This is a genomic window from Pseudomonas sp. V88_4 (assembly GCF_029967985.1).
GTDB classification, from domain to species: Bacteria; Pseudomonadota; Gammaproteobacteria; order Pseudomonadales; family Pseudomonadaceae; genus Aquipseudomonas; species Aquipseudomonas glycinae.
In genome coordinates, this window is sequence record NZ_JASCAF010000047.1 from 177,716 (window position 1) to 202,532 (window position 24,817).

The following is a 24,817-nucleotide window of genomic DNA, read 5'->3' on the forward strand; positions in this document are numbered from 1 at the left end:
CTGCGATCACAGCGCCGAAATTAACTCAAAATGATGAACAACATCTACAGGACAGCGAACGTGCCTTGCGCTTTTGCGACCAGTTTGTCGCCCTGCATCACGTCGGCTTCGACCACCAGCGTGCGCCGGCCCGGGTGGATCACCCGCGCCGTGCACATCACCTCGCCTTCGGAGACGGCGCGGATGTAGTTGATCTTGCACTCGATGGTCGCGCTCTGCTGGTCGAAGCCGTGGGTGCTGGAACAGGCCAGCCCCATGGCGATATCCACCAGACTGAACAGAGCGCCACCGTGCAGCTTGCCGCCGCGGTTGCGCAGTTCGGGTTCCAGCGCCAGGGCGACTTGTGCCACCCCGGTTTCCAGACTGTGCAGGCGGCAGCCCAACAGTTTGAAAAACGCGCTCTCGACGAGCCCGGCCGGCATTTCCATCAGCGTTTCTTCAACTGCTTGGCGTTGGCGAACAGCGACGCCATGGCGTTATTGGCTGGAGCCGCCGGGGTGCTTTCCTTGCGCGGAGCCGAACCCTGCGACTGGCGTGGTGCCGAGCCCGGACGCGAGCCCCGGGCGCCGTCGATCTTCTCGCCCGGGGTGTCGCTCATGCGCATCGACAGGCCGACGCGTTTGCGCGGGATGTCGACTTCCATGACCTTCACTTTCACCACGTCACCGGCCTTCACCGCTTCGCGTGGGTCCTTGATGAATTTTTCCGACAGCGCCGAAATATGCACCAGACCGTCCTGATGCACGCCGATGTCGACGAACGCACCGAACGCGGTCACGTTGGTCACCACGCCTTCGAGGATCATCCCCAGTTGCAGGTCCTTCAGGTCCTCGACGCCTTCCTGGAACTCGGCGGTCTTGAACTCCGGACGCGGGTCGCGGCCCGGTTTTTCCAGCTCTTGCAAGATGTCGGTAACGGTTGGCAGACCGAAGGTCTCGTCGGTGAATTTCTTCGGATCCAGACGCTTGAGGAACGCGGCGTCGCCGATCAGCGAGCGAATGTCGCGGTCGGTTTCAGCGGCGATGCGTTGCACCAGTGGATAGGCTTCCGGGTGAACGGCTGAGGAATCCAGCGGGTTGTCGCCATTCATCACACGTAGGAAGCCGGCGGCCTGTTCGAAGGTTTTCTCGCCCAGACGCGCGACTTTCTTCAGCGCCGCGCGAGTCTTGAACGCACCGTGCTCGTCACGGTGGGCCACGATGTTCTGCGCCAGGGTCGCGTTGAGGCCGGAGATCCGCGCCAGCAGCGCCACGGAGGCAGTGTTCACGTCCACGCCCACGGCGTTCACGCAGTCTTCGACCACGGCGTCCAGACCGCGCGCCAGCTTCAGCTGCGACACGTCGTGCTGGTACTGGCCGACACCGATGGATTTCGGATCGATCTTCACCAGCTCGGCCAGTGGATCCTGCAGGCGACGGGCAATTGAAACCGCGCCACGGATCGATACGTCCAGATCCGGGAATTCCTTGGCCGCCAGTTCCGATGCCGAGTACACCGATGCGCCGGCCTCGGAGACCATGACCTTGGTCATTTTCATCGCTGGGTATTTTTTGATCAGTTCGATCGCCAGTTTGTCGGTCTCACGGCTGGCGGTGCCGTTGCCGATGGCGATCAGGTCGACCGAGTGTTTGGCGCACAGGGCGGCCAGAATGGCGATGGTCTGATCCCATTTGTTGTGCGGCACGTGCGGGTAAACCGTGGCGTGATCCAGCAGCTTGCCGGTGGAGTCGACCACCGCGACCTTGCAACCGGTACGCAGGCCCGGGTCCAGGCCCAGGGTGGCGCGCGGGCCAGCAGGGGCGGCCAGCAGCAGGTCGTGCAGGTTGTGGGCGAACACGTTGATCGCCTCGGTTTCTGCGCCGTCGCGCAGCTCGCCGAGCAGGTCGGTTTCCAGGTGGGTGTAGAGCTTGACCTTCCAGGTCCAGCGCACCACTTCGCTCAGCCACTTGTCGGCCGGACGGTTCTGGTTCTGGATGCCGACGTGCTGGCCGATCATGCCTTCGCACGGGTGCAGGGTGCCCGGCAGCTCTTCGCCGACTTTCAGCGCGGAGCTGAGAATGCCTTCGTTGCGGCCACGGAAAATGGCCAGCGCGCGGTGCGACGGCATGCTTTTCAGTGGTTCGTCGTGTTCGAAGTAGTCGCGGAACTTGGCGCCTTCCTCCTCCTTGCCGGCGATCACGCGGGCGCTGAGGGTGGCTTCCTGCTTCAGGTAGGTGCGCAGTTTTTCCAGCAGGTTGGCGTCTTCGGCGAAGCGCTCCATGAGGATGTACTTGGCGCCCTCCAGTGCTGCCTTGGCGTCGGCCACGCCTTTTTCGGCGTTGACGAAGCGCGCGGCTTCGGTTTCCGGGGTCAGCGTCGGGTCGTTGAACAGACCGTCGGCCAGTTCGCCGAGGCCGGCTTCCAGGGCGATCTGGCCCTTGGTGCGGCGCTTCTGCTTGTACGGCAGGTACAAGTCTTCGAGGCGGGTCTTGGTGTCGGCGAGTTTGATTTCGCGCTCCAGCTCAGGGGTGAGTTTGCCCTGCTCCTGGATGCTGGAAAGAATGCTGATGCGCCGTTCGTCGAGTTCTCGCAGGTAGCGCAGACGCTCTTCCAGATGACGCAGTTGAGTGTCATCGAGGCTGCCGGTCACTTCTTTCCGGTAACGGGCGATGAAGGGAACGGTAGAGCCTTCATCGAGTAGCGCGACGGCCGCTTCGACCTGTTGTGGGCGTACGCCGAGTTCCTCGGCGATGCGGCTGTTGATGCTGTCCATAAAACCACCTGACAAATTGTGAAAGCAGGCTCGCAGGCGCGTAAATAAAGGCCCGGAGTCTGGTGGGGCGGCTTGATGCTGGCCGCTGCCTGGGTCAAAAGGCATCCCATTGACCCGTGAAATCGAACAATTACTGCCGTGACCCGGAAAATAAAGGACGGCCACCTGCGGTAACGATTCAGACGTTGCCTGACACAAAAGGCCGCGCATTATAACCAGCGTTCTGTCATTCGGGGGCGACACAGTCTGTAGGCTCAAGCCCCGGTTTTCTGGCAGTGAAGGAAAAATCTGCTAACAATGCACACGGTGCGTATAACGGCAGCTACGCCATAATGCGCGCCGAGCTAAAAGGAGCATCCAATGAGCAGCACTGCACAAACTGCTGAAGGCGAAAAAATTCTCATCGTTGACGACGATCCGGGGCTGAGCAGCCTGCTGGAACGCTTTTTCGTCAGCAAGGGCTACCGTGCCCGCGCCGTACCGAATACCGAGCAGATGGATCGTCTGCTGTCGCGTGAAGTGTTCAACCTGGTCGTCCTCGACCTGATGCTGCCGGGCGAAGACGGCCTGACCGCTTGCCGCCGCCTGCGTGGCGCGAACAATCAGATTCCGATCATCATGCTCACTGCCAAGGGTGACGAGCTGAGCCGTATCAAGGGCCTGGAACTGGGCGCCGACGACTACCTGGCCAAGCCGTTCAACCCGGACGAGCTGATGGCTCGCGTCAAAGCCGTGCTGCGCCGTCAGGCCGCGCCGGTGCCGGGCGCGCCGGGCAGTGAAGAAGAAAACGTCACGTTCGGCGACTACGTGCTGTCCCTGGCCACCCGCGAACTCAAACGCGGCGACGAAGGGCACATGCTCACCACCGGCGAGTTTGCGGTACTTAAGGCCCTGGTGATGAACGCCCGTCAGCCGCTGACCCGCGACAAGCTGATGAACCTGGCCCGTGGCCGTGAGTGGGATGCCCTGGAGCGTTCCATCGACGTGCAGATTTCCCGTCTGCGCCGGATGATCGAGCCCGATCCGTCCAAGCCGCGTTACATCCAGACCGTCTGGGGTGTTGGCTATGTGTTCGTGCCGGATGGCAACTCCACCAAGTGATGGGTGATTTGTAGGAGCGAGTCTGCGGGGGACGGTCGGAAACGCCGTCCGCGCAGACTCGCAATCCGCAATATGCGAGCATTGCTCGCTCCTGCAAGTGTGTAGCGGTTATCCATGAAAACCCCCGTCTGGTTCCCCCAAAGTTTCTTCTCGCGCACCCTGTGGCTGGTGCTGATCGTCGTATTGTTTTCCAAGGCATTGACCCTGGTTTATCTGTTGATGAACGAGGACGTGCTGGTGGATCGGCAATACAGCCACGGCGTCGCCCTGACGCTGCGTGCCTACTGGGCCGCCGACGAAGAGAACCGCGCGAAAATCGCCGATGCCGCGACCTTGATCCGGGTGGTCGGTGCCGGTGTGCCGGAAGGCGAACAGCACTGGCCTTACAGCGAAATCTACCAGCGGCAGATGCAGGCTGAACTGGGTGCCGACACCGAAGTGCGCTTGCGCATGCACTCGCCGCCGGCCTTGTGGGTTCGTGCTCCGAGCCTCGGTGATGGCTGGCTGAAAGTGCCGTTGTATCCGCACCCGTTGCGTGGCCAGAAGATCTGGAACGTGCTCGGCTGGTTCCTGGCAATCGGCTTGCTTTCCACGGCGTCTGCCTGGATTTTCGTCAGTCAGCTCAATCAGCCATTGAAGCGTTTGGTTTACGCCGCCCGGCAACTCGGCCAGGGACGCAGCGTGCGCCTGCCGATCAGTGACACGCCCAGCGAGATGGCCGAGGTTTATCGCGCCTTCAACCAGATGGCCGAAGACGTCGAGCAGGCCGGTCGCGAGCGTGAGCTGATGCTGGCCGGGGTATCCCATGACTTGCGTACACCGCTGACCCGTCTGCGGCTATCACTGGAGTTGATGGGCGACCGCACCGATCTGACCGATGACATGGTGCGCGACATCGAAGACATGGACGCGATTCTCGATCAGTTCCTCGCGTTTATTCGTGATGGGCGGGACGAATCGGTGGAGGAGGTGGACCTCAGCGATCTGGTGCGTGAAGTGGCGGCGCCCTATAACCAGACCGAAGAGAAAGTGCGCCTGCGCCTGGAGCCGATCCAGCCGTTCCCGCTACGTCGGGTGTCGATGAAGCGTCTGCTGAACAACCTGATTGGCAACGCGTTGAATCATGCCGGCGGCAGCGTGGACGTCGCGGCTTACGTGTCCGGTGATACCAGCGCCCCGTACGTGGTGCTGAGCGTGATGGACCGTGGGGCAGGGATCGATCCTTCCGAGCTTGAGGCGATCTTCAACCCGTTCACCCGTGGAGATCGTGCGCGGGGCGGGAAGGGCACCGGGCTGGGCTTGGCGATCGTCAAGCGGATTGCGTCGATGCACGGCGGCAATGTCGAGCTGCGCAACCGATCCGGTGGCGGGCTGGAAGCGCGGGTTCGGTTGCCGCTGGGATTGATGCTGCCAAGAGATGCCGTTTAAGGGCAGCCTCAAGCGGCAAGCTTCAGGCTACAAGCAAAGGCGGCTTTACTCGCCACTTGCAGCTTGTAGCTCGCCGCTGTTTTTTATCCCTTGCCTTTTGTGCGGGTCATGTTCGGCCCGCCATTCTTCTCGAGATGCTCAATGATGATCCCCGCCACGTTCTTGCCCGTGGTGGTTTCGATCCCTTCCAGCCCCGGTGACGAGTTCACTTCCATCACCAGCGGGCCGTGGTTGGAACGCAAAATATCCACGCCCGCCACCGCCAGGCCCATGACCTTGGCTGCACGCAACGCAGTCATGCGCTCTTCCGGGGTGATCTTGATCAGGCTGGCGCTGCCGCCCCGGTGCAGGTTGGAGCGGAACTCGCCGGGCTTGGCCTGACGCTTCATCGCCGCGATCACCTTGTCGCCGACCACGAAGCAGCGGATGTCGGCGCCGCCGGCTTCCTTGATGTATTCCTGCACCATGATGTTCTGTTTCAGGCCCATGAACGCCTCGATCACCGACTCCGCCGCCGTCGCGGTTTCGCACAGCACCACGCCGATACCCTGAGTACCTTCCAGCACCTTGATCACCAGCGGCGCGCCGTTGACCATGTCGATCAGGTCGGGAATGTCGTCCGGCGAGTGGGCGAACCCGGTCACCGGCAAACCGATGCCTCGGCGTGACAGCAATTGCAATGAACGCAGTTTGTCTCGCGAGCGGGCGATGGCCACCGATTCGTTGAGCGGGAACACCCCCATCATTTCGAACTGGCGCAATACCGCGCAGCCATAAAACGTCACCGATGCGCCGATTCGTGGAATCACTGCGTCGAAACCCTCCAGCGGCTTGCCACGGTAATGGATCTGCGGCTTGTGGCTGGCAATGTTCATATAGGCGCGCAAGGTGTCGATCACCACCATTTCATGCCCGCGTTCGGTTCCGGCTTCGACCAGACGGCGGGTGGAATACAGACGCGGGTTCCGCGACAGCACAGCGATCTTCATGCAACACCTGTGGAGGAGGTAGATACCGGGAACACCGGCTTGTCTTGTACATATTTGATGCCCGGATTGACCACCAGCTGGCCGTCGATCAAGGCTTTGGAACCGAGCAACAGGCGATAGCGCATGGACTTGCGGCAAGCGAGGGTGAATTCGATCGGCCAGACCCGGTCACCCAGGGCCAGGGTGGTGCTGATCACGTAGCGCACCTGGGCCTGGCCGTTCGAACTCTTGATGGTCTTGCGGGCAACCAGCGGCGCTTCGCATCGCCGATGGCGCAACTGCACGACAGTGCCCAGGTGTGCGGTGAAACGCACCCACTTCTCGCCGTCGCGTTCGAACGGCTCGATGTCGGTGGCATGCAGGCTGGAGGTGCTGGCGCCGGTGTCGATTTTTGCCCGAAGGCCGGCGACTCCCAGATCCGGAAGCGCCACCCACTCGCGCAGACCGATAACGGTCAAATGGTCAAATGTCTTCAATGGAAAAAACCAACGATTAACGCGTCCACGCTTCAGGGGACACCTGGGCTAACGCTTTGAATGCGGGTCTGGCGAACCAGTAACCCTGCATCAGAAATATTCCGCAGTCCGCCAGGAAATCCCGTTCACCGGCACTCTCTATGCCTTCGGCGATGACTGTAACGCCCAACTCCGCACAGATTGTGACAATCCCCCGAACGATAGCCTGACGTACACGGTCATGGTCGATATCGCGAATCAGCGCCATATCGAGTTTGATCAGATCTGGCTGGAAATCGGCCAGCAGATTGAGCCCCGAATAACCGGCACCGAAATCGTCGATGGCCGTCTTGAAGCCGAATTCGCGGTATTCACGCAGAATATTGGTCAAATGGCGATAGTTATCTACGTGCTCGCTTTCCAGTGTTTCGAAAATCAGCCGGTCGACCGGGAAATTGTGTTTTTTTGCTGCTTCCAGCGTGCTCCGTATGCACAGCTCTGGACGATAGACGGCGTTGGGCATGAAGTTGATCGACAAGTGTGTCTGCATATTGAGTTCGGCCGCGCCTTCGATGGCGCGAGTCCGGCAGAGCTGGTCGAAACGGTAGCGGTTATCTTCTGTAACTTGATCCAGCACGGTTAACGCGCCTTCACCGGCCGTACCACGGACCAGTGCCTCGTAGGCGTACACCGACCTGTCCCGCAGATCCACGATGGGCTGATAGGCGAAGGAAAAATCGAAGCCCAACGGCTCGCTTTGCTGGCAGCCCTGGCACCCGGATTGGGGCGAGGTCAATGAAGACGGAAATTTGGTCACTCGATCACTCCATGCCGTTGAACCGGCGAAGATCACAGTTTATCTGGAGGGCCGAGTTCTTGCGCCCGACAGAATCGGTAGTACAGTTCCGACTACTGGCTGAACGAGGAATTCATATGGCACAAAAAAGCGAAGAAGACGACAAGGTTCGTCTCGACAAGTGGCTGTGGGCCGCGCGTTTTTTCAAGACTCGCGCTTTGGCCAAAACCGCCATCGAGAGTGGCAAGGTGCATTGTCGGGGAGAGCGCTGCAAGCCTGGCAAAGAACCACGCATTGGCGACGAATTCGAGATTCGCGCCGGCTTCGATGAGAAGACCGTGGTGGTTCGGGCCTTGTCGATCGTGCGTCGCGGCGCACCTGAGGCGCAGACGCTGTACGCCGAGACCGAGGCCAGCGTTGCCAAACGTGAAGCGGCTGCGGCGATGCGCAAGGCGGGCGCCTTGGGCGTGACCACCGACGGTAAACCGAGCAAGAAGCAGCGTCGGGATCTGTTTAAATTTCGTGGGAATAGTAGCGGCGAATAAAAAAACGCAGCCTGCCGGTCTGGGTTCAAGACCCGTCGGCGGCTGCGTTTTTTGTTCAGCAATCTTTGATTACTGCGCGGATACCACACTCATTCGCGAAACCACCGGCAGCTTGCCCAGCAGCCGGAACACCGGCGCCGTGACCTTCACCCAGAAATTCGCCGCGTGATAAGCAAACGGCGTGTAGTAACCCCAGCCCAGTGCCCAAATCGCCAGCAGCAGGCCGCCGATGTAATCGTCCTGGCCCCAATGTGCACCGGCGACCAGACGCGGCAACATGAACAGCAGCGCCAGACCCCAGATCACCAGGAACTGACCGACCGTACGGCTGAACACGCCCATGAAAAGAGCCCAGATCAGTAGCACCGAGGCGTGGTCACCGGGGAAGCTCTGGCTCGAGCGGTCCTTCAGCTCCCAGGTCTTTTCCAGATGCGGGAAGTAGTCGCTGATATGCACCGCGCCTTCGAGCACCATCGACGGACTGCTGTGCTGCCAGCCCATGTGATCGGAGAACTTGGAAAACAGCGTGCGGATCACCACCATCAACAGCAGGATCGAAAAAAAACCGAAAAATGCGCGGCGCACATCAATCGCCCTGAACACCCAGTCGCCCTTGATCAGCAGCATCAGCAGAATCACGCCGACGACAATGTCGAACGGTCGCAGACTTGCAATTGCCCAGATGTGGAGCCATATGGGGTTGCTGGCCAGCGGTGCGTTGAGTGAGCGGAACAGCCACTCGTCGAAAATCACACACAGCATCTGACCTGTAGGCCATAACCAGAAAGCCAGCAGTGCCAATGGCACAACGTTGCACAGAACCAGCCGGCCGAGGTTCCACCTTGATTGGAACAAACCCGGATTGTTCATAAAATGCCTCCCGTGGCTGAACATCGGCATCAAAAAGGATGCCAGAAGCGCGGGATTTTCATTCTTTGTAACCATTTTGTCATCACATTCAGATACCCAGACCTATGACCGATTTCCTCGATACCGATTACACCCAACGCTTCATCTTCGATGACAGCGACACGCGCGGCGAACTGGTGTCGCTGGAGCGCAGCTACGCCGAAGTGCTCGCCAAGCACCCGTACCCGGAACCGGTTGCGCAATTGCTGGGCGAACTGATGGCCGCCGCCTCGTTGCTGGTGGGCACCCTGAAATTCGATGGCTTGCTGATTCTGCAGGCCCGCTCCGAAGGCCCGATCCCGCTGCTGATGATCGAGTGCTCCAGCGAGCGCGAGATTCGTGGCCTGGCGCGCTACCACGCCGAGCAGATCCCGGCCGACGCAACCCTTGGCGACCTGATGCCGAACGGTGTCCTTGCCTTGACCGTCGACCCGATCGCCGGCCAGCGTTACCAGGGCATCGTCGACCTCGACGGCGAAACCCTGTCCGACTGCTTCACCAACTATTTCGTCATGTCCCAGCAGGTCGGCACCCGCTTCAAGCTCTGTGCCGACGGCCGCCGTGCCCGTGGTCTGCTGCTGCAACAGTTGCCGGCCGATCGCCTGAAAGACGAAGAAGAACGCGCCGCCAGCTGGCAGCACATCACCGCGCTGGGCAATACCCTGACCGCTGATGAACTGTTGAGCCTGGACAACGAAACGGTCCTGCATCGCCTCTACCATGAAGAGCAGGTTCGTCTGTTCGATGTGCAAAAACTGCGCTTTCACTGCAGCTGCTCCCGCGAGCGTTCGGGCAATGCACTGGTCAGTCTGGGTCTGGAAGATGCGCAGGCACTGGTGGCCGAGCAAGGTGGCCAGGTCGAGATCGATTGCCAGTTCTGCAACCAGCGCTACCTGTTCGACGCGGCGGATATCGCTCAATTGTTCGCTGGCGCGGGCGTCGAGACGCCGTCAGATACCCGGCACTAAAACGGTTCAGCGCAGGTAAATTCACTGCTCAACGACGGAATTACGCCGTTACGACGGGAGGGCCCTACTCTTTTTGGGCTTTTCTGGCATAATCCGGCCCACTTTTTTCGCGGTAGTAGTGCACGACTTTCTACTACAAAACGTTTGGAGCACACTCGGCCACTGGCCGACGGGGAACCTCATGACGCAAGCCAATAACGCCGTGTACACCGATCTGAGTGTTGATGATCTGGTAAAAGAAGCCCTGAACCGCGGTGAAGGCGAGCTTGCCGATACCGGCGCTCTGGTTGTTCGCACCGGTCACCGCACCGGCCGTTCGCCAGTCGACCGTTTCATCGTTGAAGAGCCTTCCACCCAGGCTGCCATCGCCTGGGGCCCGATCAACCGCAAGTTCCCAGCCGACAAGTTCGACGCGCTGTGGGCTCGTGTTGAAGCATTCAACAACGCGCAAGAGCATTTCGTTTCCCACGTGCATGTAGGCGCGGCCGAAGATCACTACCTGGCCGTGAAGATGACCACCCAGACTGCCTGGCAGAACCTGTTCGGTCGTTGCCTGTTCATCAACCCGGCCCAGTACAACCCGGCCGGTCGTGAAGAGTGGCAAGTGCTGAACGTCGCCAACTTCGAGTGCGTGCCTGAGCGTGACGGCACCAACTCCGATGGTTGCGTGATCATCAACTTCGCCCAGAAGAAAGTGCTGATCGCCGGCATGCGTTACGCCGGTGAAATGAAGAAAGCCATGTTCTCCGTGCAGAACTTCCTGCTGCCGGCCGCTGACGTGCTGCCGATGCACTGCGCTGCCAACATCGGCGAAGAAGGCGACGTGACCCTGTTCTTCGGTCTGTCTGGCACCGGCAAGACCACCCTGTCCGCCGACGAAAGCCGTTACCTGATCGGTGACGACGAACACGGCTGGGGCGAAGGCGTTGTCTTCAACATCGAAGGCGGCTGCTACGCCAAGTGCATCGACTTGTCCGAGAAGAACGAGCCGGTCATCTGGAAAGCCATCAAGCACGGCGCAGTGCTGGAAAACGTCGTGATCGACGATGCCAAGCACGCCGACTACGCCGATGTCAGCCTGACCCAGAACAGCCGCGCGGCCTACCCGCTGGAGCACGTTGCCAAGCGTTCCGAGAAGAACCTGGGCGGCGAGCCAAACGCTGTGATCTTCCTGACCTGCGACCTGACCGGCGTCCTGCCGCCAGTGTCGATCCTCAACGAAGAACAGGCGGCCTACCACTTCCTGTCCGGCTACACCGCTCTGGTGGGCTCGACTGAAATGGGCTCGGGCAGCGGTATCAAGTCGACCTTCTCCACCTGCTTCGGCGCACCGTTCTTCCCGCGTCCGGCCGGCGAATACGCTGAACTGCTGATCAAGCGCATCCGCGGCTTCGGCTCCAAGGTCTACCTGGTCAACACCGGCTGGACCGGCGGCGGCTACGGCGTCGGCAAACGCTTCAACATCCCGACCACCCGTGCGGTGATCGCAGCGATCCAGAGCGGCGCGCTGATCGGTGCAGCCACCGAACACCTGGACACCATCAACCTGGACGTGCCACTGGCCGTACCGGGCGTCGAAACCAACCTGCTCAACCCACGCAACACCTGGGCTGACAAGGCTGCGTACGACGAAGCTGCCAAAGCACTGGCCGGTCTGTTCATCGAGAACTTCAAGAAGTTCGAAGTGAGCGACGCGATCAAGGCTGCCGGGCCTAAGTTGTAAGACTGGGTTTTGGTGAATGAAAAAGCCGCCTCTTGAGGGCGGCTTTTTTGTGCGCATTCATTTTCTCAATGGGCCAATGCATTCAAAACATGAACCGGGTCGTTATGAATGGCCTTCAGCAGAGCTTTTGCCGGCCCGGTTGGCTCGCGACGACCCTGTTCCCAATTTCGTAGAGTGCCGAGTTGGACGTCGATCAGTGCCGCAAATTTGGTTTGGGTCAAACCGGTAGCTTTACGAATTTCTTTGACCTGCAATGCATCAACGTGGAATTCGCGAGAAGGTGCGCGCTCGCCTCGTATGATCTCGTCCATCTCTTGCACACTTTCCATCAGCTCATCAAAAAATTTGCTCATGGGCATCTCCATTTTTCGATCAAGACCTTGAGTGCTTTACGCTCATCGCTGGACAGATCGTGTTGTTCATTTTTAGGGTAGATCATCAATAACCCGATTTGTGACGCCGAAACGAAGTGGTAGTAGATCACCCGTGCTCCGCCTCGCTTGCCGTGTCCTTTCGCTGCGATTCGGGTTTTGCGGATCCCGCCTGTGCCTTCAATTACATCGCCAATCGAAGGACTTACAACCAGTTGCTTCTGAAAAGCGGCATACGTGTCATCGTCCAGCAGCTCTTTTACTCGACGGGTAAAGATCCGAGTCTCAACAAAAATCATCGTAAATGTACGCCATTGGCTTACCTTCCAGCAATGCTGAAGGGATTTGAGTAGATGACTGGTAAGTGATCGTTCTCATGTCGAACATGGGAACGATCTGATCACTCAACCTCAGACTGGAGCTTTCCAGTTGAGCATTCGTTGCTGGGCGACCTGCAACAGGTCAAACCCGTCTTTGGTCAGCAGGTAAAGGGCGTGGGTGATGTGGGGAATGTCTTCTACATCGGCGTGTTTGAAGCAGAGGCAGTAGAGGGTTTGCAGCAGGTCGCTTGAGGCGCGCAGGCGCTGGACGGCGCATTCGAGAATATCTTGCGGATTGGCATAGGTGTCGATGACCAATGGCTTGGTGTCGGTGAGGTTGGTATCAAGTGGGCTGTAGCGATCGTTGGGGAACTGGTTCCATGATTTCATTGGTTAGACTCTCTCAAGTATCCGAAGAACCGCCAACATCATGACCAAACGATAGGAGGCGGACTGTGTTCGGGTTGGTCAACCAGAGAGAGAGAACTCCAGGTACGCCGAAGCGTCCCAAACACAGCCGCCATAAAGCGTGCCGCGTGAATCAGGCGGCAAGCATACAAGGGCATGCGAAGTTTCTCTCTCATTTTCAGGTGACCAAACCCGAGTCGCTGATTTGGCAGCGACAGTCACGACTATAGATTTGAGCTAACAAACGGTGATAGCCGATAAGGCATCACTCCATGTAGGACGTGGATGAATATTTAATAGGGTCGTTCCTACGAATTCTTGCGTGTTCTCAACAGTTCACGTTTCGCTGCCATCAAGCGTCTCGACTCTTCATCGGGGATGCTTGGCCGTGGATCATCGATGCTTTTCTGAACTTGCCGAGTAACCCACTCTTTGTAGGTCTCTTCGTCGCAGTGAGGTTCAATTCCGTCAGTGGATCTATCCATCGTTCAATTCTCCCGTGATTGTGTTGACGTCTGTTACAAGTCCCGCCTCAACGAATCGCCCGATACGCCTCAACATCCAGCACACTCGTCGTCAACCCGGTCGCCGGGGTGTAGATCCCGCCTTTCACCGTCGAGAACGGCACGCCTTTGCTGCCCAGCGATACGTAGCGTTCGCCTTGATCCAGCTCGGTGAACCAGGTGTAGGAGCACTTCTCCATGGCTTTGTATTTCGCTGCCGCGTTGACGATGGCGGCGGTGTGGTTGCGAAGGTCGGCGTCGGTGAGGTTGAGGTTTTTGTCGAGTACGGTGCCCCAGCGTTTCAGGCAGACCTCGGCAAAGTGGCGGACGATGAGGCCGGGTTCGGCCAGCACTTTGGGACCACTGTTGCCATCGGCGGAGGCGTTACCGACCAGGGTGGCGTGACGGCCAGGCATCGGGAAGATGCTGGTCTTGGTGCCGGTCGCGGTTTGCGGGATGACGCAGCTGAAACCCTTGGAGCGCTCGTCCCGTGCATAAAAGCCCACGTATTCCTTTACGTTGTAATTGAGTTTAACCCTGTGCTCCTGAAAGTTACCGATACCGGGTACCGGATCAATGGCGAAGATATTAACCGGAATGTTTGTCAGCATGCTGTCATTGAACATGGCGTTGGCCAGCATATGGCAACTGATACCGCCACGGCTCCAGCCCACCAGATTGACTTTTGTTGGAATAACGCCGTCCTTGCGGAAGGTTTTAATGATTTGTTCCTGCAATTTCTGTTGGGTGACGCTGCGGTCGCCATAGTTATATTTGCGCCATAGCCAGGAACCTTCGACCTTTACATCTTCAATCGGGATACCGGCGGCTTTGAGGCGGTTGTATTCCGCTTCGGTCAATTGCTCGCGCTGCCAGTCACACTTGCCTTTGATGATGTTTATCGCGTGCTGGACGTTTTCCTCCCAGCCCTTGCCGAACAGGGTTCCGCTGAGGCCGTAGTCTTTTGATTGGGTGAACAGTTCATCGGCTTGCAGGTTACTGGTACCGGGGCCGTCGACCACGATCCATTCGGCGAACTCGCGACCCGCGTGATGTGAGGCGAGTGTGGATACCAATTCACCATTCCAATAATTTTCGTGGGCGTTATCAAACTTTGTCGAACCTGTACCGCAAAAGAAAATAGTTAACGTAGTCATGTTATTGCTCCTGGTTGATGTAAGAGCAAACAGGCTAGTTCTCAAATTTGCAGTAATGGAAGCGATGGGTTGTTGCGAACTTTGTAAGTTTTGGATCTGGCGTTAATTATTTATTCGTTGCCTGGCAACTTCCAGCAAGTCACAACCGTCTTGGGTCAATAAATAAAGCGCATTGACGATGTTGGGGATGTCTTTCACATCGGCCTGTTTGAAACACAAGCAGTAAAGAGTTTCCAGCAGATCGCTGGCGGCACGCAGACGTTGATCGGCGGCATTGAGCAGGTCTCCCGGTTCTGCCTCGGTGTCGATAACCAATACCGGTTTTTCCCTGTCGCAAGTCTTGAGAGGGCGAAAACGGGTATTCAGCGGTTTGTACATATTCATGATCAAGGTGTGTCCCTTACGGAGTCGCTTCGGTGAGCCGACACAGAGTTTTCAGTCGCGCCAGCCACTATAGAAGGGCGCTGACCGGAGGGACAAGACGGCCGCAATGGACAGATTTCGTAAGGGTTTTTTCCATGATATGAGCATTTGCCCTACATGTTTTTTCGGTTTTTCAAAGCCAAACCCTTATTGGCGAATTTTCCGACGTGATTATCAGGTGTTTCAGAGTAAACCTCTGTATGGTGCGCGCCAGAATCCGTAGGGCGTTTCCAAGCGTCCTGCACAGACTTAAAGGGAATTAGGTATGCGGTGGCTACGAATGGCCTCGATCGTTTTGCTGTGGGTTAGTGGTTGTCGTCTGGCGTTGGCCTCCGACGCGGGCAGCGGGTTGGTGCTTGCCAACCTGGAGCGCACCGGTTGGCCCGACGCGCTCGCCACTCAGGCCGACATCGACACGGCTGCCCGCGCGCAGGTGCTGGTTTTCGCCAAGGCTCTGCTGGCAAGCGAAACCCTGGACGAGCCGCAACTCACACAACGACTGGGCGTGCAGCAAATGCAGCTCAAGTCGATCAGACAAGTACGCGACGGACTGTGGGATCGCCTGCTCAACACCTACCGCAATGCCAGCACTCACTGCGACGAGCAAGCATTTTGCCCCCGTGTCCGCAGTATTGCCGACTTGCGTCAACTGGCGGCAGCCTTCACCGGCGATATCAGCCCGGCTCATGCACGATGGGCGAGCAAGAGCCTCGATGTGCATGAACGGGTACTGGATGAGCAACTGCGGGTAGCCGTATTGCGGCCCTGACACAGCGCTTGCGGGGGTTAAGTCGATGGCGCTTCGGTGACGGTCACAACGCTGGCCAGGATCGGCGGAAAGTCGTCTGGAGAGGGCGTGCAGCCTCCCAGCAGCAGGGAGGCAAAGATCAGGGCGAGAGGCAATTTCAAGTTGTTCGACATATTCACTCCTTGGTAAAAATCCATGCACATGGGCCGTCCTGGCTCAAGGCGTGACGGACATTACCCTCGGGTCGTTCCACACGGCGATGAACAAAGTGTTTCATTTGATTGATCCCTTGACCGAGCCGTCGACCCTGTATCATCCCGTTTCGATTTGACCCCCGACCTATTCTCGACTCGCTGCAATTGCCCGCTAGGCTGTTGGCATCACAGCGGTCAACGGAGTGACAGCGAATGCACAACACCCTGGAACAGGTTTTCGGTTATCCACAGTTTCGACCCGGCCAGGAAGCGGCGATCAGCGCTGTGCTCGCCGGGCGCTCGGCAGCCGCGATATTTCCCACCGGCTCCGGCAAATCCCTTTGTTACCAGGTCCCGGCACTCTTGCTGCCACACCTGACGCTGGTGGTCTCACCGTTGCTGGCGCTGATGCAGGATCAGCTCGAGTTCTTGCGCCGGCACGGGATATCCGCAGGCAGCATCGATTCGGCGCAGAGCCGCGAAGACGCCAACGATGTGATGGCCCGCGCCCGTTCGGGCGAACTGAAGATCCTGATGATTTCCGTGGAGCGTTTGAAGAACGAGCGCTTTCGCAACTTTTTGCAGCAGGTGCCGATCTCGCTGCTGGTGGTGGACGAGGCGCACTGCATCTCCGAATGGGGCCACAACTTTCGCCCTGACTACCTCAAGCTGCCGGACTACCAGCGTCAGTTCAACATCCCGCAAACCCTGCTGCTGACCGCCACGGCAACGCCGAAGGTCATCGCCGACATGCAGGCGAAATTCTCCATTGCTGAAGACGATGTGGTGACCACTGGTTTCTATCGGCCCAACCTTAATCTGCTGGTCGAGCCGGTGCGTGGACAGGACAAGCGCCGACGGCTGGTGGAGTGGATGAGCGCGCGCGCGGGTCAGCCGAGCATCGTCTACGTCACCCTGCAGAAAACTGCCGAGCAGATTGCCGAACATCTGGAGCGCAATGGCATTCAGGCCGAGGCTTACCACGCCGGGTTGCCCCATGAGCAACGGGACGCGATCCAGAAACGCTTCATGGGCGGGCAGTCCAATTGCATCGTCGCCACCATCGCCTTCGGCATGGGCATCGACAAGAGCGACATCCGCAACGTGGTGCATTTCGACCTGCCCAAATCCATCGAGAACTACAGCCAGGAAATCGGCCGTGCGGGGCGTGACGGGCAGCCGTCCGACTGCCTGGTACTGGCCAACCGCGACAGCCTCAACGTGCTGGAAAACTTCGTGTATGGCGACACGCCGGAACAGGACGGCATTCGCCATGTGCTGGACGAGATGCAGGCCGCCGCATCGGAGGGCCAATGGGAGTTTCTGCTCGGGCCGCTGGCGGATCAGAGCAACATTCGTGCATTGCCCTTGAAGACGCTGTTGGTGCAATTGGAGTTGCGAGGACTGATTGCCCCGCGCTACGCGTACTACGCCGAGTACCGTTTCAAATATCTGCTTGAGCCCGAGGCTTTGCTCGAGCGATTCGAAGGTGAGCGCAGGGATTTTGTCGCCGCAATCATACACACGTCGAGCCGCGCGCGCACTTGGGCCACAGTGAATTTCGAGGCGATGTACGAGCAGTATTCCGCCGATCGAAACCGGGTGGTGAAGGCACTGGATTATTTCCAGGAGAAGGGCTGGGTCGAGCTTGAGAGCAAGCAGATGACCGAGGTCTACAACGTCCTGCGTGGTGATTGCGACGGCCAGGCCTTGAGCGCTGAACTGCATGAGTACTTCTCCCGCCATGAGCAAACCGAAGTGGCGCGGATTCACGCCATGCTTGAGCTGTTCGCCACCGAGCGATGTCTCGGTTATCGGCTGGCCGAATATTTTGGCGATCACAATGCGCCTCAGCGGTGCGGACATTGTTCCGTGTGCCATGGGCAAGTCGCCCGGCTGCCGGCGCCGCCGGAATTGCCGGCGCTTGTGGATAAAAACTTTACGGAGTTGTGTGGGGAATTTATCCACAGGCATCAGCAGCACGCTGGCAGTGCTCCGTCGGCCGAGCGGCTGACCCGGTTCCTCTGCGGAATCAGTGTGCCGCTGTTTACCAAACTCAAGGCTCGGGCCATTTCCGGGTTTGCGGCACTGGAGGAGTATCCCTACGCCGAGGTTCGGGCCTGGGCTCAGGCGCATCTTTGAGGTCTCGAATCCATCTGCTGAATGTCGATCATCACGGCAATGAACTTCAAAAATGCCCGGCGGCTGACTATGGTGATGGCTGTCTTCGGATCGCCAACAAGAGAACAACATGAGCCAGACATCCTCCACTATTCAGCAGGCCGCCGTGATCGGCGCCGGAACCATGGGCCGCGGCATTGTCATGTGCCTGGCCAATGCCGGCGTGTCAGTGCAGTGGGTCGATAACAATCCACAGATGCTCGAGCAGGCGCTGTCCAGCGTGGCCGAGACTTATGCACACAACGTGCGGCAGGGACGGATCGATCAGGCCGAAGCCGATGCACGGATCGCCCGTGTCAGCACGGCGGCCGACTATGTGGCGATCCGCAACGTGGATCTGGTGATCGAAGCGGTGTACGAGAATCTTGAGCTCAAGCAGAAGATCTTCCGCGAGCTCGATGGCGTGCTGAAGCCCGAGGCGCTGTTGGCGAGCAATACTTCGGCGCTGGACATCGACGCCATTGCGGCCGCGACACGGCGGCCGACTCAAGTGCTGGGCCTGCATTTCTTCAGCCCGGCGCACATCATGAAGTTGCTGGAAATAGTCCGTGGCGCGCAGACCGCACCGGCTGTGCTGGAGGCTGCGCTGGACCTGGGCAAGCGCATGGGCAAGGTCAGCGTGGTATCGGGCAACTGCCACGGCTTTATCGGCAATCGCATGCTCCATCCGTACGTGCTCGAAGCGCGCAAGATGTTGCTCGAAGGGGCGTACCCGCATCAGGTCGATGCGGCGTTGCAGAGCTTCGGTTTTGCCATGGGGCCGTTTCGCATGTACGACGTGGTCGGCATCAATCTCGAGTGGCGTGCCCGTGAACTGGCGGGCAAGGGGCAGGACGCGCCAGAGGTTCAGGTGGATAACCGTTTGTGCGAACTGGGTCGGTTCGGTCAGAAGTCCGGCAACGGTTATTACCATTACGAGCCGGGCAGCCGTCAGGCCGAGCATGATCCCGAGGTCGATGCGCTGGTGTTGAGTGTCAGCGAAGGGTTGGGGTTTCATCGGCGGGATATCGGCTCGGAGGAGATCCTCGAGCGGTGTCTGCTGGCGTTGGTCAACGAGGGCGCGAAGATCCTGCAGGAAGGGATTGCCGAGTCGGCGCATGACATCGATCAGGTCTATCTGAATGGCTATGGCTTCCCGGCGGAGCGGGGCGGGCCGATGGCCTGGGCGGACGATCAGGGGCTGGCCGATATTCACAAGCGATTGCTGGCGCTGGAGACCCGGCAGGGCGATCACTGGCGGCCGGCGCCATTGATCGGCGAGCTGGCGGCGCGAGGCAAGGGTTTTTACCTTTAGACTGGGCAGATCACTCCAGGAATCAACACTGATGTCCAACCCGATGCCGCAACGCAGCGAATACCCGCATTTCCAGCCGATCACTACGCGCTGGCACGACAATGACGCCTACGGCCACGTCAACAACGTCACCTATTACAGCTTCTTCGACACGGCGGTGAACACCTACCTGATCCAGGTTGGAGGGTTGGATATTCATGACGGCGAGGTGGTGGGGTTTGTGGTGAGTTCGTCTTGCGACTACTTCGCGTCGATCGCTTTTCCGGATCGAATCGAGATTGGCCTGCGGGTCGGGAAACTGGGCAACAGTTCAGTGCAATACGAACTGGCGGTGTTCAAAGAGGGAGAACAGGAAGCCAGTGCCGCCGGGCGCTTCGTGCATGTATTCGTCGACCGGGCGTCCAATCAGCCGGTGTCGATCCCGGCCCCATTGCGTGAAGCGCTGGAGCGCCTGACGGTGTAACGGGCAAAAAAAATCGCAGCCCGGGGGAGCTGCGATCTGGGTGTATCGGCTAACGAGGCCAAGCCTCAGTCGCGATAGTAGCGGTGGTGCTTGCGATGGCCATAGGCATGACCACGACCTGGGTGACGGTCACGGTAATAGCGACGATCATCATGGCGACGATCGTAACGACGATCATCGTCATCGCTCTTGTTGCCCATGTAGTTGCCCAGCGCGCCACCCGCGCCGCCGCCGGCTGCTGCGCCGATCAGGCTGCCGGTGGTGCCGCCCATGCTGCGGCCGACCACGTTGCCGCCGGCTGCGCCCAGCGCACCGCCGATGGCTGCTTCGCCACGGCTGCGCTTGTCGGCGCCCACCGCACTACCACCCGCGCCGCCCAGGGCCGCGCCAATGGTTGAACCTGTACTGCCGCCTAAGGATTGACCGACGACCGAGCCAAGAACCCCGCCCAATGCGCCGCCCACACCTGCTTCGGTGGTGCCTCCGGCAGAAGCGAAGCCACTGACCAGGCCAAGGGACAACAAGAGAATCGAGGAGAACTTCATAGAGGAGCCTCAAAGGGATGACGGCGCGATCCTGAGGCTCTGCGATGGGCGTGACAATCGAAATCCGACGAATAGCACGACCTGTATACAATTCTGCAAGTTGCTGATTTTTGGGCGGAACTTAACGGTTTTTCGCCGGTCTTTAGCTACTTCGGACAGGCCGCTTTGATCACAAGGCGGCCTTTTTTGTGGGCGTTCGAAAAGTATCTGCGAGATGTATCGAGTCTGACTTTCGGACGCGGAGCGTCCACGGCTGCGCTCCCACGCAGAGCGTGGGAGCAATCAGAATCAGGCCGACTTGGCCATGATCAGCCCCGTCTCACTCGCCGCTTCCAGCCGGATAGCGATGAACTTCGACGTCGGCGTATGGCTGCCATCGCCGGTGCTTTCCAGCGGCACCAACGGGTTCACCTCAGGGTAATAAGCCGCCGCCTGCCCCGCAGGGATATCGAACGCCAGCAGCGTGAAGCCCTTCACCCGACGCTCGCGGCCATCGTCCCACAGCGACACGATGTCAGCCTTCTGCCCCGGCTTGAAGCCCAGGCGAATGATGTCCGCCTCGTTGGCGAACAGCACGTCACGCTGTCCCTTCACCCCGCGATAACGGTCGTCGAGACCGTAGATCGTGGTGTTGTACTGATCGTGAGAACGCATCGATTGCAGGATCAGGTCCGGCAGTTTGCCGGTGGCGCGGGTGCGTTCGTGGATCAAGTCTTTGGGCAGCAGGTTCGGCTTGAAGTTGGCCCGGCCGGATGTGGTGTTCCACTTGCGCGCGCCGGCGCTGTTGCCGAGGTAGAAGCCGCCCGGGTTCTTGACCTTCTCGTTGAAGTCCTTGAAGCCCGGAATGGTGTCGGCGATCAGTTCGCGGATGCGTCGGTAGTCGGCCACCAGCCAGTTCCAGTCCACCGGTTTGCTGCCCAGGGTCGCGGCGGCGATGCCGGCGATGATCGACGGCTCCGAGCGCATCTGGTTCGACAGCGGCTGCAACTGACCGTTGGAGGCGTGCACCATGCTGAACGAGTCTTCCACGGTGACGGCCTGCGGGCCTTCGGTCTGGATGTCGATGTCGGTACGGCCCAGGCACGGCAGGATCAGCGCGTCCTTGCCGTGGGCCAGGTGGCTGCGGTTGAGCTTGGTGCTGATCTGCACGGTCAGGTCACAGTTGCTCAGGGCCTGGAACGTGCGCGGGCTGTCCGGCGTGGCCTGGGCGAAGTTGCCACCCAGCCCGATGAACACCTTGGCCCGACCTTCGGCCATCGCGTGAATCGCCTCGACCACGTTGTGCCCGTTGTGGCGCGGCACCTTGAACTGGAAGCGACGCTCCAGAGAATCGAGGAACGCCACCGGCGGACGTTCGTTGATGCCCATGGTGCGGTCGCCCTGCACGTTACTGTGGCCACGCACCGGGCACAGACCGGCGCCGGGCTTGCCGATGTTGCCGCGCAGCAGCATCAGGTTGGCGATTTCCTGGATGGTCGGCACCGAGTGACGATGCTGAGTGATGCCCATCGCCCAGCACATGATCACGTTCTTGCCTTTGGCGTACATGCGCGCCGCCTGTTCGATTTCCACCAGGGTCAGGCCGGACTGCTCGACGATCTGCTCCCACGGCGTGTCATCGACGACGCCGAGGTATTCCAGCACGTTGACGCTGTGCTCATTGAGAAAGTCGTGATCGAACACCGCCGGCGCGCCAGCCTTCTGCGCATCGCGCTCCCATTGCAGCAGGAACTTGGCCATGCCGCGCAACACCGCCATGTCGCCGCCCAGTGCCGGGCGGAAATATGCGGTATTTGTCGGTTTGTCGCCGTTGGTGAGCATCTCCAGCGGATGCTGTGGATGCTGGAAACGCTCCAGACCGCGTTCTTTCAGCGGGTTGACACACACCACCTGGGCGCCGCGTTTGACTGCTTCACGCAGCGGTTCGAGCATGCGCGGGTGGTTGGTGCCAGGGTTCTGGCCCCAGACGAAAATCGCATCGGCGTGTTCGAAGTCGTCGAAGGTCACGGTGCCTTTGCCGACACCGACACTCTGCGCCAGCGCCACGCCGCTGGCCTCGTGGCACATGTTCGAGCAGTCGGGGAAGTTGTTGGTGCCAAAGGCGCGCACGAACAGTTGATACAGGTACGCCGCTTCGTTGCTGGCGCGGCCCGAAGTATAGAACTCGGCCTGATCCGGACTCGACAGCGCTTGAAGGTGTTTGCCGATCAGCGCGTAGGCATCGTCCCAGCTGATGGGTTTGTAGCGATCGGTTTCGGCGTCATACACCAGCGGTTCGGTCAGACGACCTTGATATTCAAGCCAGTAGTCGCTCTGCTCCAGCAGCGAGGTGACGCTGTGTTTGGCGAAGAATTTGCCATCGACCCGGCGCTTGGTCGCTTCCCAGTTCACCGCTTTGGCGCCGTTCTCGCAGAACTTGACCATGCCGCTTTCCGGCGAATCGCCCCAGGCGCAGCCCGGGCAGTCGAAGCCGCCGTTCTGGTTGGTCTTGAGCATCATGCGCAGATTTTTCAGCGCGTTGTCGCTGGTCAGCCAGGCCTGCGCCACGCTGATCAGTGCGCCCCAGCCACCGGCCGGGCCCTTGTAAGGCTTGTAGCGCGGAACGGGTTTCTGGTCGGCTTGATGATGTTGGCTCACGGGTGTTTCTCCATTTCTGGGCTATACACCCGCGGCGCGTTTTTCTGCGGCAGGTGGATGAGATTGAGGTTGTGGCGCCGGGCCCATTGCACGGCAAGGCCGGTGGGCGCGGACAGGCTGACCAGGGTCTGAATCCCGGCCCGCAAAACTTTCTGGATCAATTCGAGGCTGCAACGGCTGGTGACAATCGCCAGGCCACCGACTGTGGATATCTTTTGCCGGATCAGGCCGCCGATCAGTTTGTCGAGGGCGTTGTGCCGGCCGATGTCTTCGCGGCCCAGCAGCAATTCACCGCTGGCGTTCATGAACACCGCCGCGTGCACTGCGCCACAATGCTGGCCCAGCGGCTGGAACGCACCGATACGCTGGCGCAATCCATCGAGCCATTCGGCGGGCGGCAACGGTGCGCCGGGCAAAACCTTGAGCTCAGGCAGCGCCTGCTCCACCGCTTCCACGCCGCACAACCCGCAACCGCTGGTGCCGGCCAGTTGCCGGCGCTGCTGTTTAAGGTTCCAGAAGGCGCGGTTGGCGATGGTCACTTGCGCGTATTGCGCCGAGCCCGAACCGCTCAGTTGCAGATCGTAAATGTCCGAGGCGTCTTCGATGATGCCGCTGCCGAGGCTGAAGCCGACGATGAAGTCTTCAAGGTCGGTCGGCGTGACCAGCATGACGGCCTGGCTGATGCCGTTGTAGGCAATCGCCAACGCGACTTCTTCGGCCAGCGCGGTGCTGGCCGATTCCGCGAGGGGGAGATCGCTGTAGCTGTAGGTCTGACTGGCGGCAGGCGCGGGTGTTTCGAGAGCAGGCGCCGCGCAGGCCGGGCGCTTGGCGTTCATGGCATCACCGATGGATTGATCAACGTTAAGACTAGGCGCGGCAAGATGTCGCGTCTAATCGCTAGTGTCGATCCTTCGATAGATGCCGTCGATCAAGCGTCCGTGGGTGATTTTTGATAGAGCGCGAAACAGGCCTCGGCGAGCGCCGAGCGTGGGGCGCCGCGACGCATGATCAGGCCCAGGCGGGCGAGGGTCTGGGCGTTTTCGATGGGTTGCAGGCGCAGGTTATCCGTGAGGTTTTCCAGACCGCCGTCCAATGGCATCACCGCGCAGCACAGCCCGCCGTGCACAGCTTGCAACAATTGGTGAACGGCGTCGGTTTGCAGCAACGGTTGTGGCGTCAGGCCACGGCTGTGGAAGTTATGGTCGATGGATTGGCGAAAATGCATGCCGCTGGTGAGCATGCCCAGTGGCAGTTCGATCAGCGATTCCCAACTCAACGGTGCCTCACCAAAGTTGAAGAACCGCTGGTCGTAGAGCAGGCCCATCTGCGTTTCGCTGAAGGCCAGGGATTCAAACCGCTCGCCGTCGAGGCGGTCCAGGTAAGACACGCCAATGTCGATGCGGTTGTTCGCCAGTTGCTCCAGAACCTGTTCCGAGCTCAGCGAAGACAGTTCGAAGCGCAGGTTCGGGTGTTGCGCGTGCAGGCGTTGCATCAGGGGCAGCGCATCGAAACTCGACAACGGCACCACGCCCAGCCGCAGGGTGCCGATCAGATTGCCGCGACAGGCCGCCGCTTCCGCCTGCAGACCGTCATAGGCGGCCAGCACCGTGCGCGCCCAGGCCAGCACCCGTTCGCCTGGTGCGGTGAACCCTTCGAAGCGCTGGCCACGGTTGACCAGTGGCAGGTCGAGTTCTTCTTCGAGGCTGCGCAGGCGCATCGACAACGTCGGTTGGGTGATGTGGCAGCGGGCGGCGGCCTGGCCGAAATGGCGGGTTTCGTCGAGGGCGATGAGGAATTTCAGCTGCTTGATGTCCATCTTCGCTCCGGGGCGCTGGCAAGGGTGGGCGATTCTACCGCTTGCACGGGGGCAGGGTCATTGGTCGGGCCGCAACCGGGTTTGTCCGGCG

The 24,817-nt window shown here is 59.7% G+C and carries 26 protein-coding genes; 9 read left to right on the top strand and 17 right to left on the bottom strand.

Annotated elements, in window-relative coordinates; translation table 11 throughout:
• Nucleotides 1–44 precede the first annotated feature (44 nt).
• Together QLG12_RS26340 and QLG12_RS26345 are read right to left on the bottom strand one after the other, a co-directional pair.
• Entirely contained in the window at nucleotides 45–428 is a 384-nt protein-coding gene (locus tag QLG12_RS26340) for a PaaI family thioesterase (RefSeq protein ID WP_064382742.1), read from the bottom strand.
• Nucleotides 428–2,752 (bottom strand): Tex family protein, encoded by a 2,325-nt coding sequence (locus QLG12_RS26345; RefSeq protein WP_282475497.1) that lies wholly within the window; start codon nucleotides 2,750–2,752, stop codon nucleotides 428–430. Before QLG12_RS26345 ends, QLG12_RS26340 begins: the two co-directional genes overlap by 1 nt.
• A gap of 360 nt (nucleotides 2,753–3,112) precedes the next feature.
• Here QLG12_RS26345 and ompR point away from each other — a divergent pair, with 360 nt between their 5' ends.
• Entirely contained in the window at nucleotides 3,113–3,853 is a 741-nt protein-coding gene (gene ompR / locus QLG12_RS26350) for a two-component system response regulator OmpR (protein WP_197870134.1), read from the top strand.
• 114 nt (nucleotides 3,854–3,967) lie between these two features.
• Nucleotides 3,968–5,281, top strand: coding sequence for an ATP-binding protein (locus QLG12_RS26355; protein WP_007952691.1), 1,314 nt, complete (start codon nucleotides 3,968–3,970; stop codon nucleotides 5,279–5,281).
• An 83-nt stretch (nucleotides 5,282–5,364) separates the two neighbouring features.
• Here QLG12_RS26355 and rimK read toward each other — a convergent pair whose 3' ends face one another.
• From rimK to QLG12_RS26370, 3 genes are read right to left on the bottom strand one after another with little or no spacing between them, the layout of a single operon-like run.
• Nucleotides 5,365–6,270, bottom strand: coding sequence for a 30S ribosomal protein S6--L-glutamate ligase (rimK, locus tag QLG12_RS26360; RefSeq protein ID WP_007949201.1), 906 nt, complete (start codon nucleotides 6,268–6,270; stop codon nucleotides 5,365–5,367).
• Nucleotides 6,267–6,713 carry an ATP-dependent zinc protease gene (locus QLG12_RS26365; protein WP_170844915.1) on the bottom strand — a complete coding sequence of 149 codons (447 nt, stop codon included), beginning with the start codon at nucleotides 6,711–6,713 and terminating at the stop codon, nucleotides 6,267–6,269. Before QLG12_RS26365 ends, rimK begins: the two co-directional genes overlap by 4 nt.
• 49 nt (nucleotides 6,714–6,762) lie before the next feature.
• Nucleotides 6,763–7,542: an EAL domain-containing protein gene (locus QLG12_RS26370; protein WP_197870133.1), complete on the bottom strand. Its 780-nt coding sequence runs from the start codon at nucleotides 7,540–7,542 to the stop codon at nucleotides 6,763–6,765.
• Between the two features lie 116 nt (nucleotides 7,543–7,658).
• On the opposite strand from QLG12_RS26370, the gene QLG12_RS26375 reads away from it, so the two are divergent.
• Entirely contained in the window at nucleotides 7,659–8,066 is a 408-nt protein-coding gene (locus QLG12_RS26375) for a S4 domain-containing protein (protein WP_282475498.1), read from the top strand.
• A gap of 69 nt (nucleotides 8,067–8,135) precedes the next feature.
• Here QLG12_RS26375 and QLG12_RS26380 read toward each other — a convergent pair whose 3' ends face one another.
• Entirely contained in the window at nucleotides 8,136–8,936 is an 801-nt protein-coding gene (locus QLG12_RS26380) for a phosphatase PAP2 family protein (RefSeq protein ID WP_197870131.1), read from the bottom strand.
• A 104-nt stretch (nucleotides 8,937–9,040) separates the two neighbouring features.
• Here QLG12_RS26380 and hslO point away from each other — a divergent pair, with 104 nt between their 5' ends.
• Together hslO and QLG12_RS26390 are read left to right on the top strand one after the other, a co-directional pair.
• Nucleotides 9,041–9,943, top strand: a complete 903-nt coding sequence (gene hslO, locus QLG12_RS26385; RefSeq protein WP_011331968.1) for an Hsp33 family molecular chaperone HslO — start codon at nucleotides 9,041–9,043, stop codon at nucleotides 9,941–9,943.
• A gap of 181 nt (nucleotides 9,944–10,124) precedes the next feature.
• Complete coding sequence (locus QLG12_RS26390; RefSeq protein WP_007952682.1) at nucleotides 10,125–11,666, top strand: phosphoenolpyruvate carboxykinase; 1,542 nt, start codon at nucleotides 10,125–10,127, stop codon at nucleotides 11,664–11,666.
• Nucleotides 11,667–11,731: 65 nt separating this feature from the next.
• Here QLG12_RS26390 and nadS read toward each other — a convergent pair whose 3' ends face one another.
• From nadS to QLG12_RS26415, 6 genes are all read right to left on the bottom strand, one after another.
• The gene (nadS, locus tag QLG12_RS26395) at nucleotides 11,732–12,019 is read right to left on the bottom strand and encodes a NadS family protein (protein ID WP_197870130.1); all 288 of its coding nucleotides are present in this window, start codon (nucleotides 12,017–12,019) and stop codon (nucleotides 11,732–11,734) included.
• On the bottom strand, nucleotides 12,016–12,336 hold the full coding sequence (locus tag QLG12_RS26400; protein ID WP_197870129.1) for a type II toxin-antitoxin system RelE/ParE family toxin: 321 nt from the start codon (nucleotides 12,334–12,336) through the stop codon (nucleotides 12,016–12,018). Before QLG12_RS26400 ends, nadS begins: the two co-directional genes overlap by 4 nt.
• Nucleotides 12,337–12,447: 111 nt before the next feature.
• Nucleotides 12,448–12,747, bottom strand: a complete 300-nt coding sequence (locus QLG12_RS26405) for a hypothetical protein (RefSeq protein ID WP_197870128.1) — start codon at nucleotides 12,745–12,747, stop codon at nucleotides 12,448–12,450.
• Nucleotides 12,748–13,073: 326 nt separating this feature from the next.
• Nucleotides 13,074–13,250 (bottom strand): hypothetical protein, encoded by a 177-nt coding sequence (locus QLG12_RS28705; protein WP_332264226.1) that lies wholly within the window; start codon nucleotides 13,248–13,250, stop codon nucleotides 13,074–13,076.
• A gap of 47 nt (nucleotides 13,251–13,297) precedes the next feature.
• Nucleotides 13,298–14,425 (bottom strand): hypothetical protein, encoded by a 1,128-nt coding sequence (locus tag QLG12_RS26410; RefSeq protein ID WP_197870127.1) that lies wholly within the window; start codon nucleotides 14,423–14,425, stop codon nucleotides 13,298–13,300.
• Between the two features lie 102 nt (nucleotides 14,426–14,527).
• Nucleotides 14,528–14,809, bottom strand: a complete 282-nt coding sequence (locus QLG12_RS26415; protein WP_197870126.1) for a hypothetical protein — start codon at nucleotides 14,807–14,809, stop codon at nucleotides 14,528–14,530.
• A 304-nt stretch (nucleotides 14,810–15,113) separates the two neighbouring features.
• Here QLG12_RS26415 and QLG12_RS26420 point away from each other — a divergent pair, with 304 nt between their 5' ends.
• The gene (locus QLG12_RS26420; protein ID WP_197870125.1) at nucleotides 15,114–15,617 is read left to right on the top strand and encodes a polysaccharide deacetylase; all 504 of its coding nucleotides are present in this window, start codon (nucleotides 15,114–15,116) and stop codon (nucleotides 15,615–15,617) included.
• Nucleotides 15,618–15,634: 17 nt separating this feature from the next.
• On the opposite strand, the gene QLG12_RS26425 is transcribed toward QLG12_RS26420, so the two are convergent.
• The gene (locus QLG12_RS26425) at nucleotides 15,635–15,769 is read right to left on the bottom strand and encodes a hypothetical protein (RefSeq protein ID WP_267895892.1); all 135 of its coding nucleotides are present in this window, start codon (nucleotides 15,767–15,769) and stop codon (nucleotides 15,635–15,637) included.
• 234 nt (nucleotides 15,770–16,003) lie between these two features.
• Between QLG12_RS26425 and QLG12_RS26430 the strand changes: the two genes are divergently transcribed.
• The 3 genes from QLG12_RS26430 (at nucleotide 16,004) to QLG12_RS26440 (ending at nucleotide 19,728) form a co-directional block, all read left to right on the top strand.
• Entirely contained in the window at nucleotides 16,004–17,932 is a 1,929-nt protein-coding gene (locus QLG12_RS26430) for an ATP-dependent DNA helicase RecQ (protein WP_282475499.1), read from the top strand.
• Nucleotides 17,933–18,041: 109 nt separating this feature from the next.
• Entirely contained in the window at nucleotides 18,042–19,265 is a 1,224-nt protein-coding gene (locus tag QLG12_RS26435) for a 3-hydroxyacyl-CoA dehydrogenase (RefSeq protein ID WP_282475500.1), read from the top strand.
• A gap of 31 nt (nucleotides 19,266–19,296) precedes the next feature.
• Nucleotides 19,297–19,728 (top strand): thioesterase family protein, encoded by a 432-nt coding sequence (locus QLG12_RS26440; protein WP_236193043.1) that lies wholly within the window; start codon nucleotides 19,297–19,299, stop codon nucleotides 19,726–19,728.
• A gap of 65 nt (nucleotides 19,729–19,793) precedes the next feature.
• On the opposite strand, the gene QLG12_RS26445 is transcribed toward QLG12_RS26440, so the two are convergent.
• The 4 genes from QLG12_RS26445 to QLG12_RS26460 form a co-directional block, all read right to left on the bottom strand.
• Nucleotides 19,794–20,273, bottom strand: coding sequence for a YMGG-like glycine zipper-containing protein (locus QLG12_RS26445; RefSeq protein ID WP_085698021.1), 480 nt, complete (start codon nucleotides 20,271–20,273; stop codon nucleotides 19,794–19,796).
• Between the two features lie 288 nt (nucleotides 20,274–20,561).
• Nucleotides 20,562–22,910 carry an FdhF/YdeP family oxidoreductase gene (locus tag QLG12_RS26450; protein WP_197869412.1) on the bottom strand — a complete coding sequence of 783 codons (2,349 nt, stop codon included), beginning with the start codon at nucleotides 22,908–22,910 and terminating at the stop codon, nucleotides 20,562–20,564.
• Nucleotides 22,907–23,746: a formate dehydrogenase accessory sulfurtransferase FdhD gene (gene fdhD / locus QLG12_RS26455; protein ID WP_282475501.1), complete on the bottom strand. Its 840-nt coding sequence runs from the start codon at nucleotides 23,744–23,746 to the stop codon at nucleotides 22,907–22,909. Before fdhD ends, QLG12_RS26450 begins: the two co-directional genes overlap by 4 nt.
• Before the next feature lie 92 nt (nucleotides 23,747–23,838).
• A complete protein-coding gene (locus QLG12_RS26460; RefSeq protein WP_074689469.1) occupies nucleotides 23,839–24,726 on the bottom strand; it encodes a LysR family transcriptional regulator in 888 nt (295 codons plus the stop codon).
• Nucleotides 24,727–24,817 lie beyond the last annotated feature (91 nt).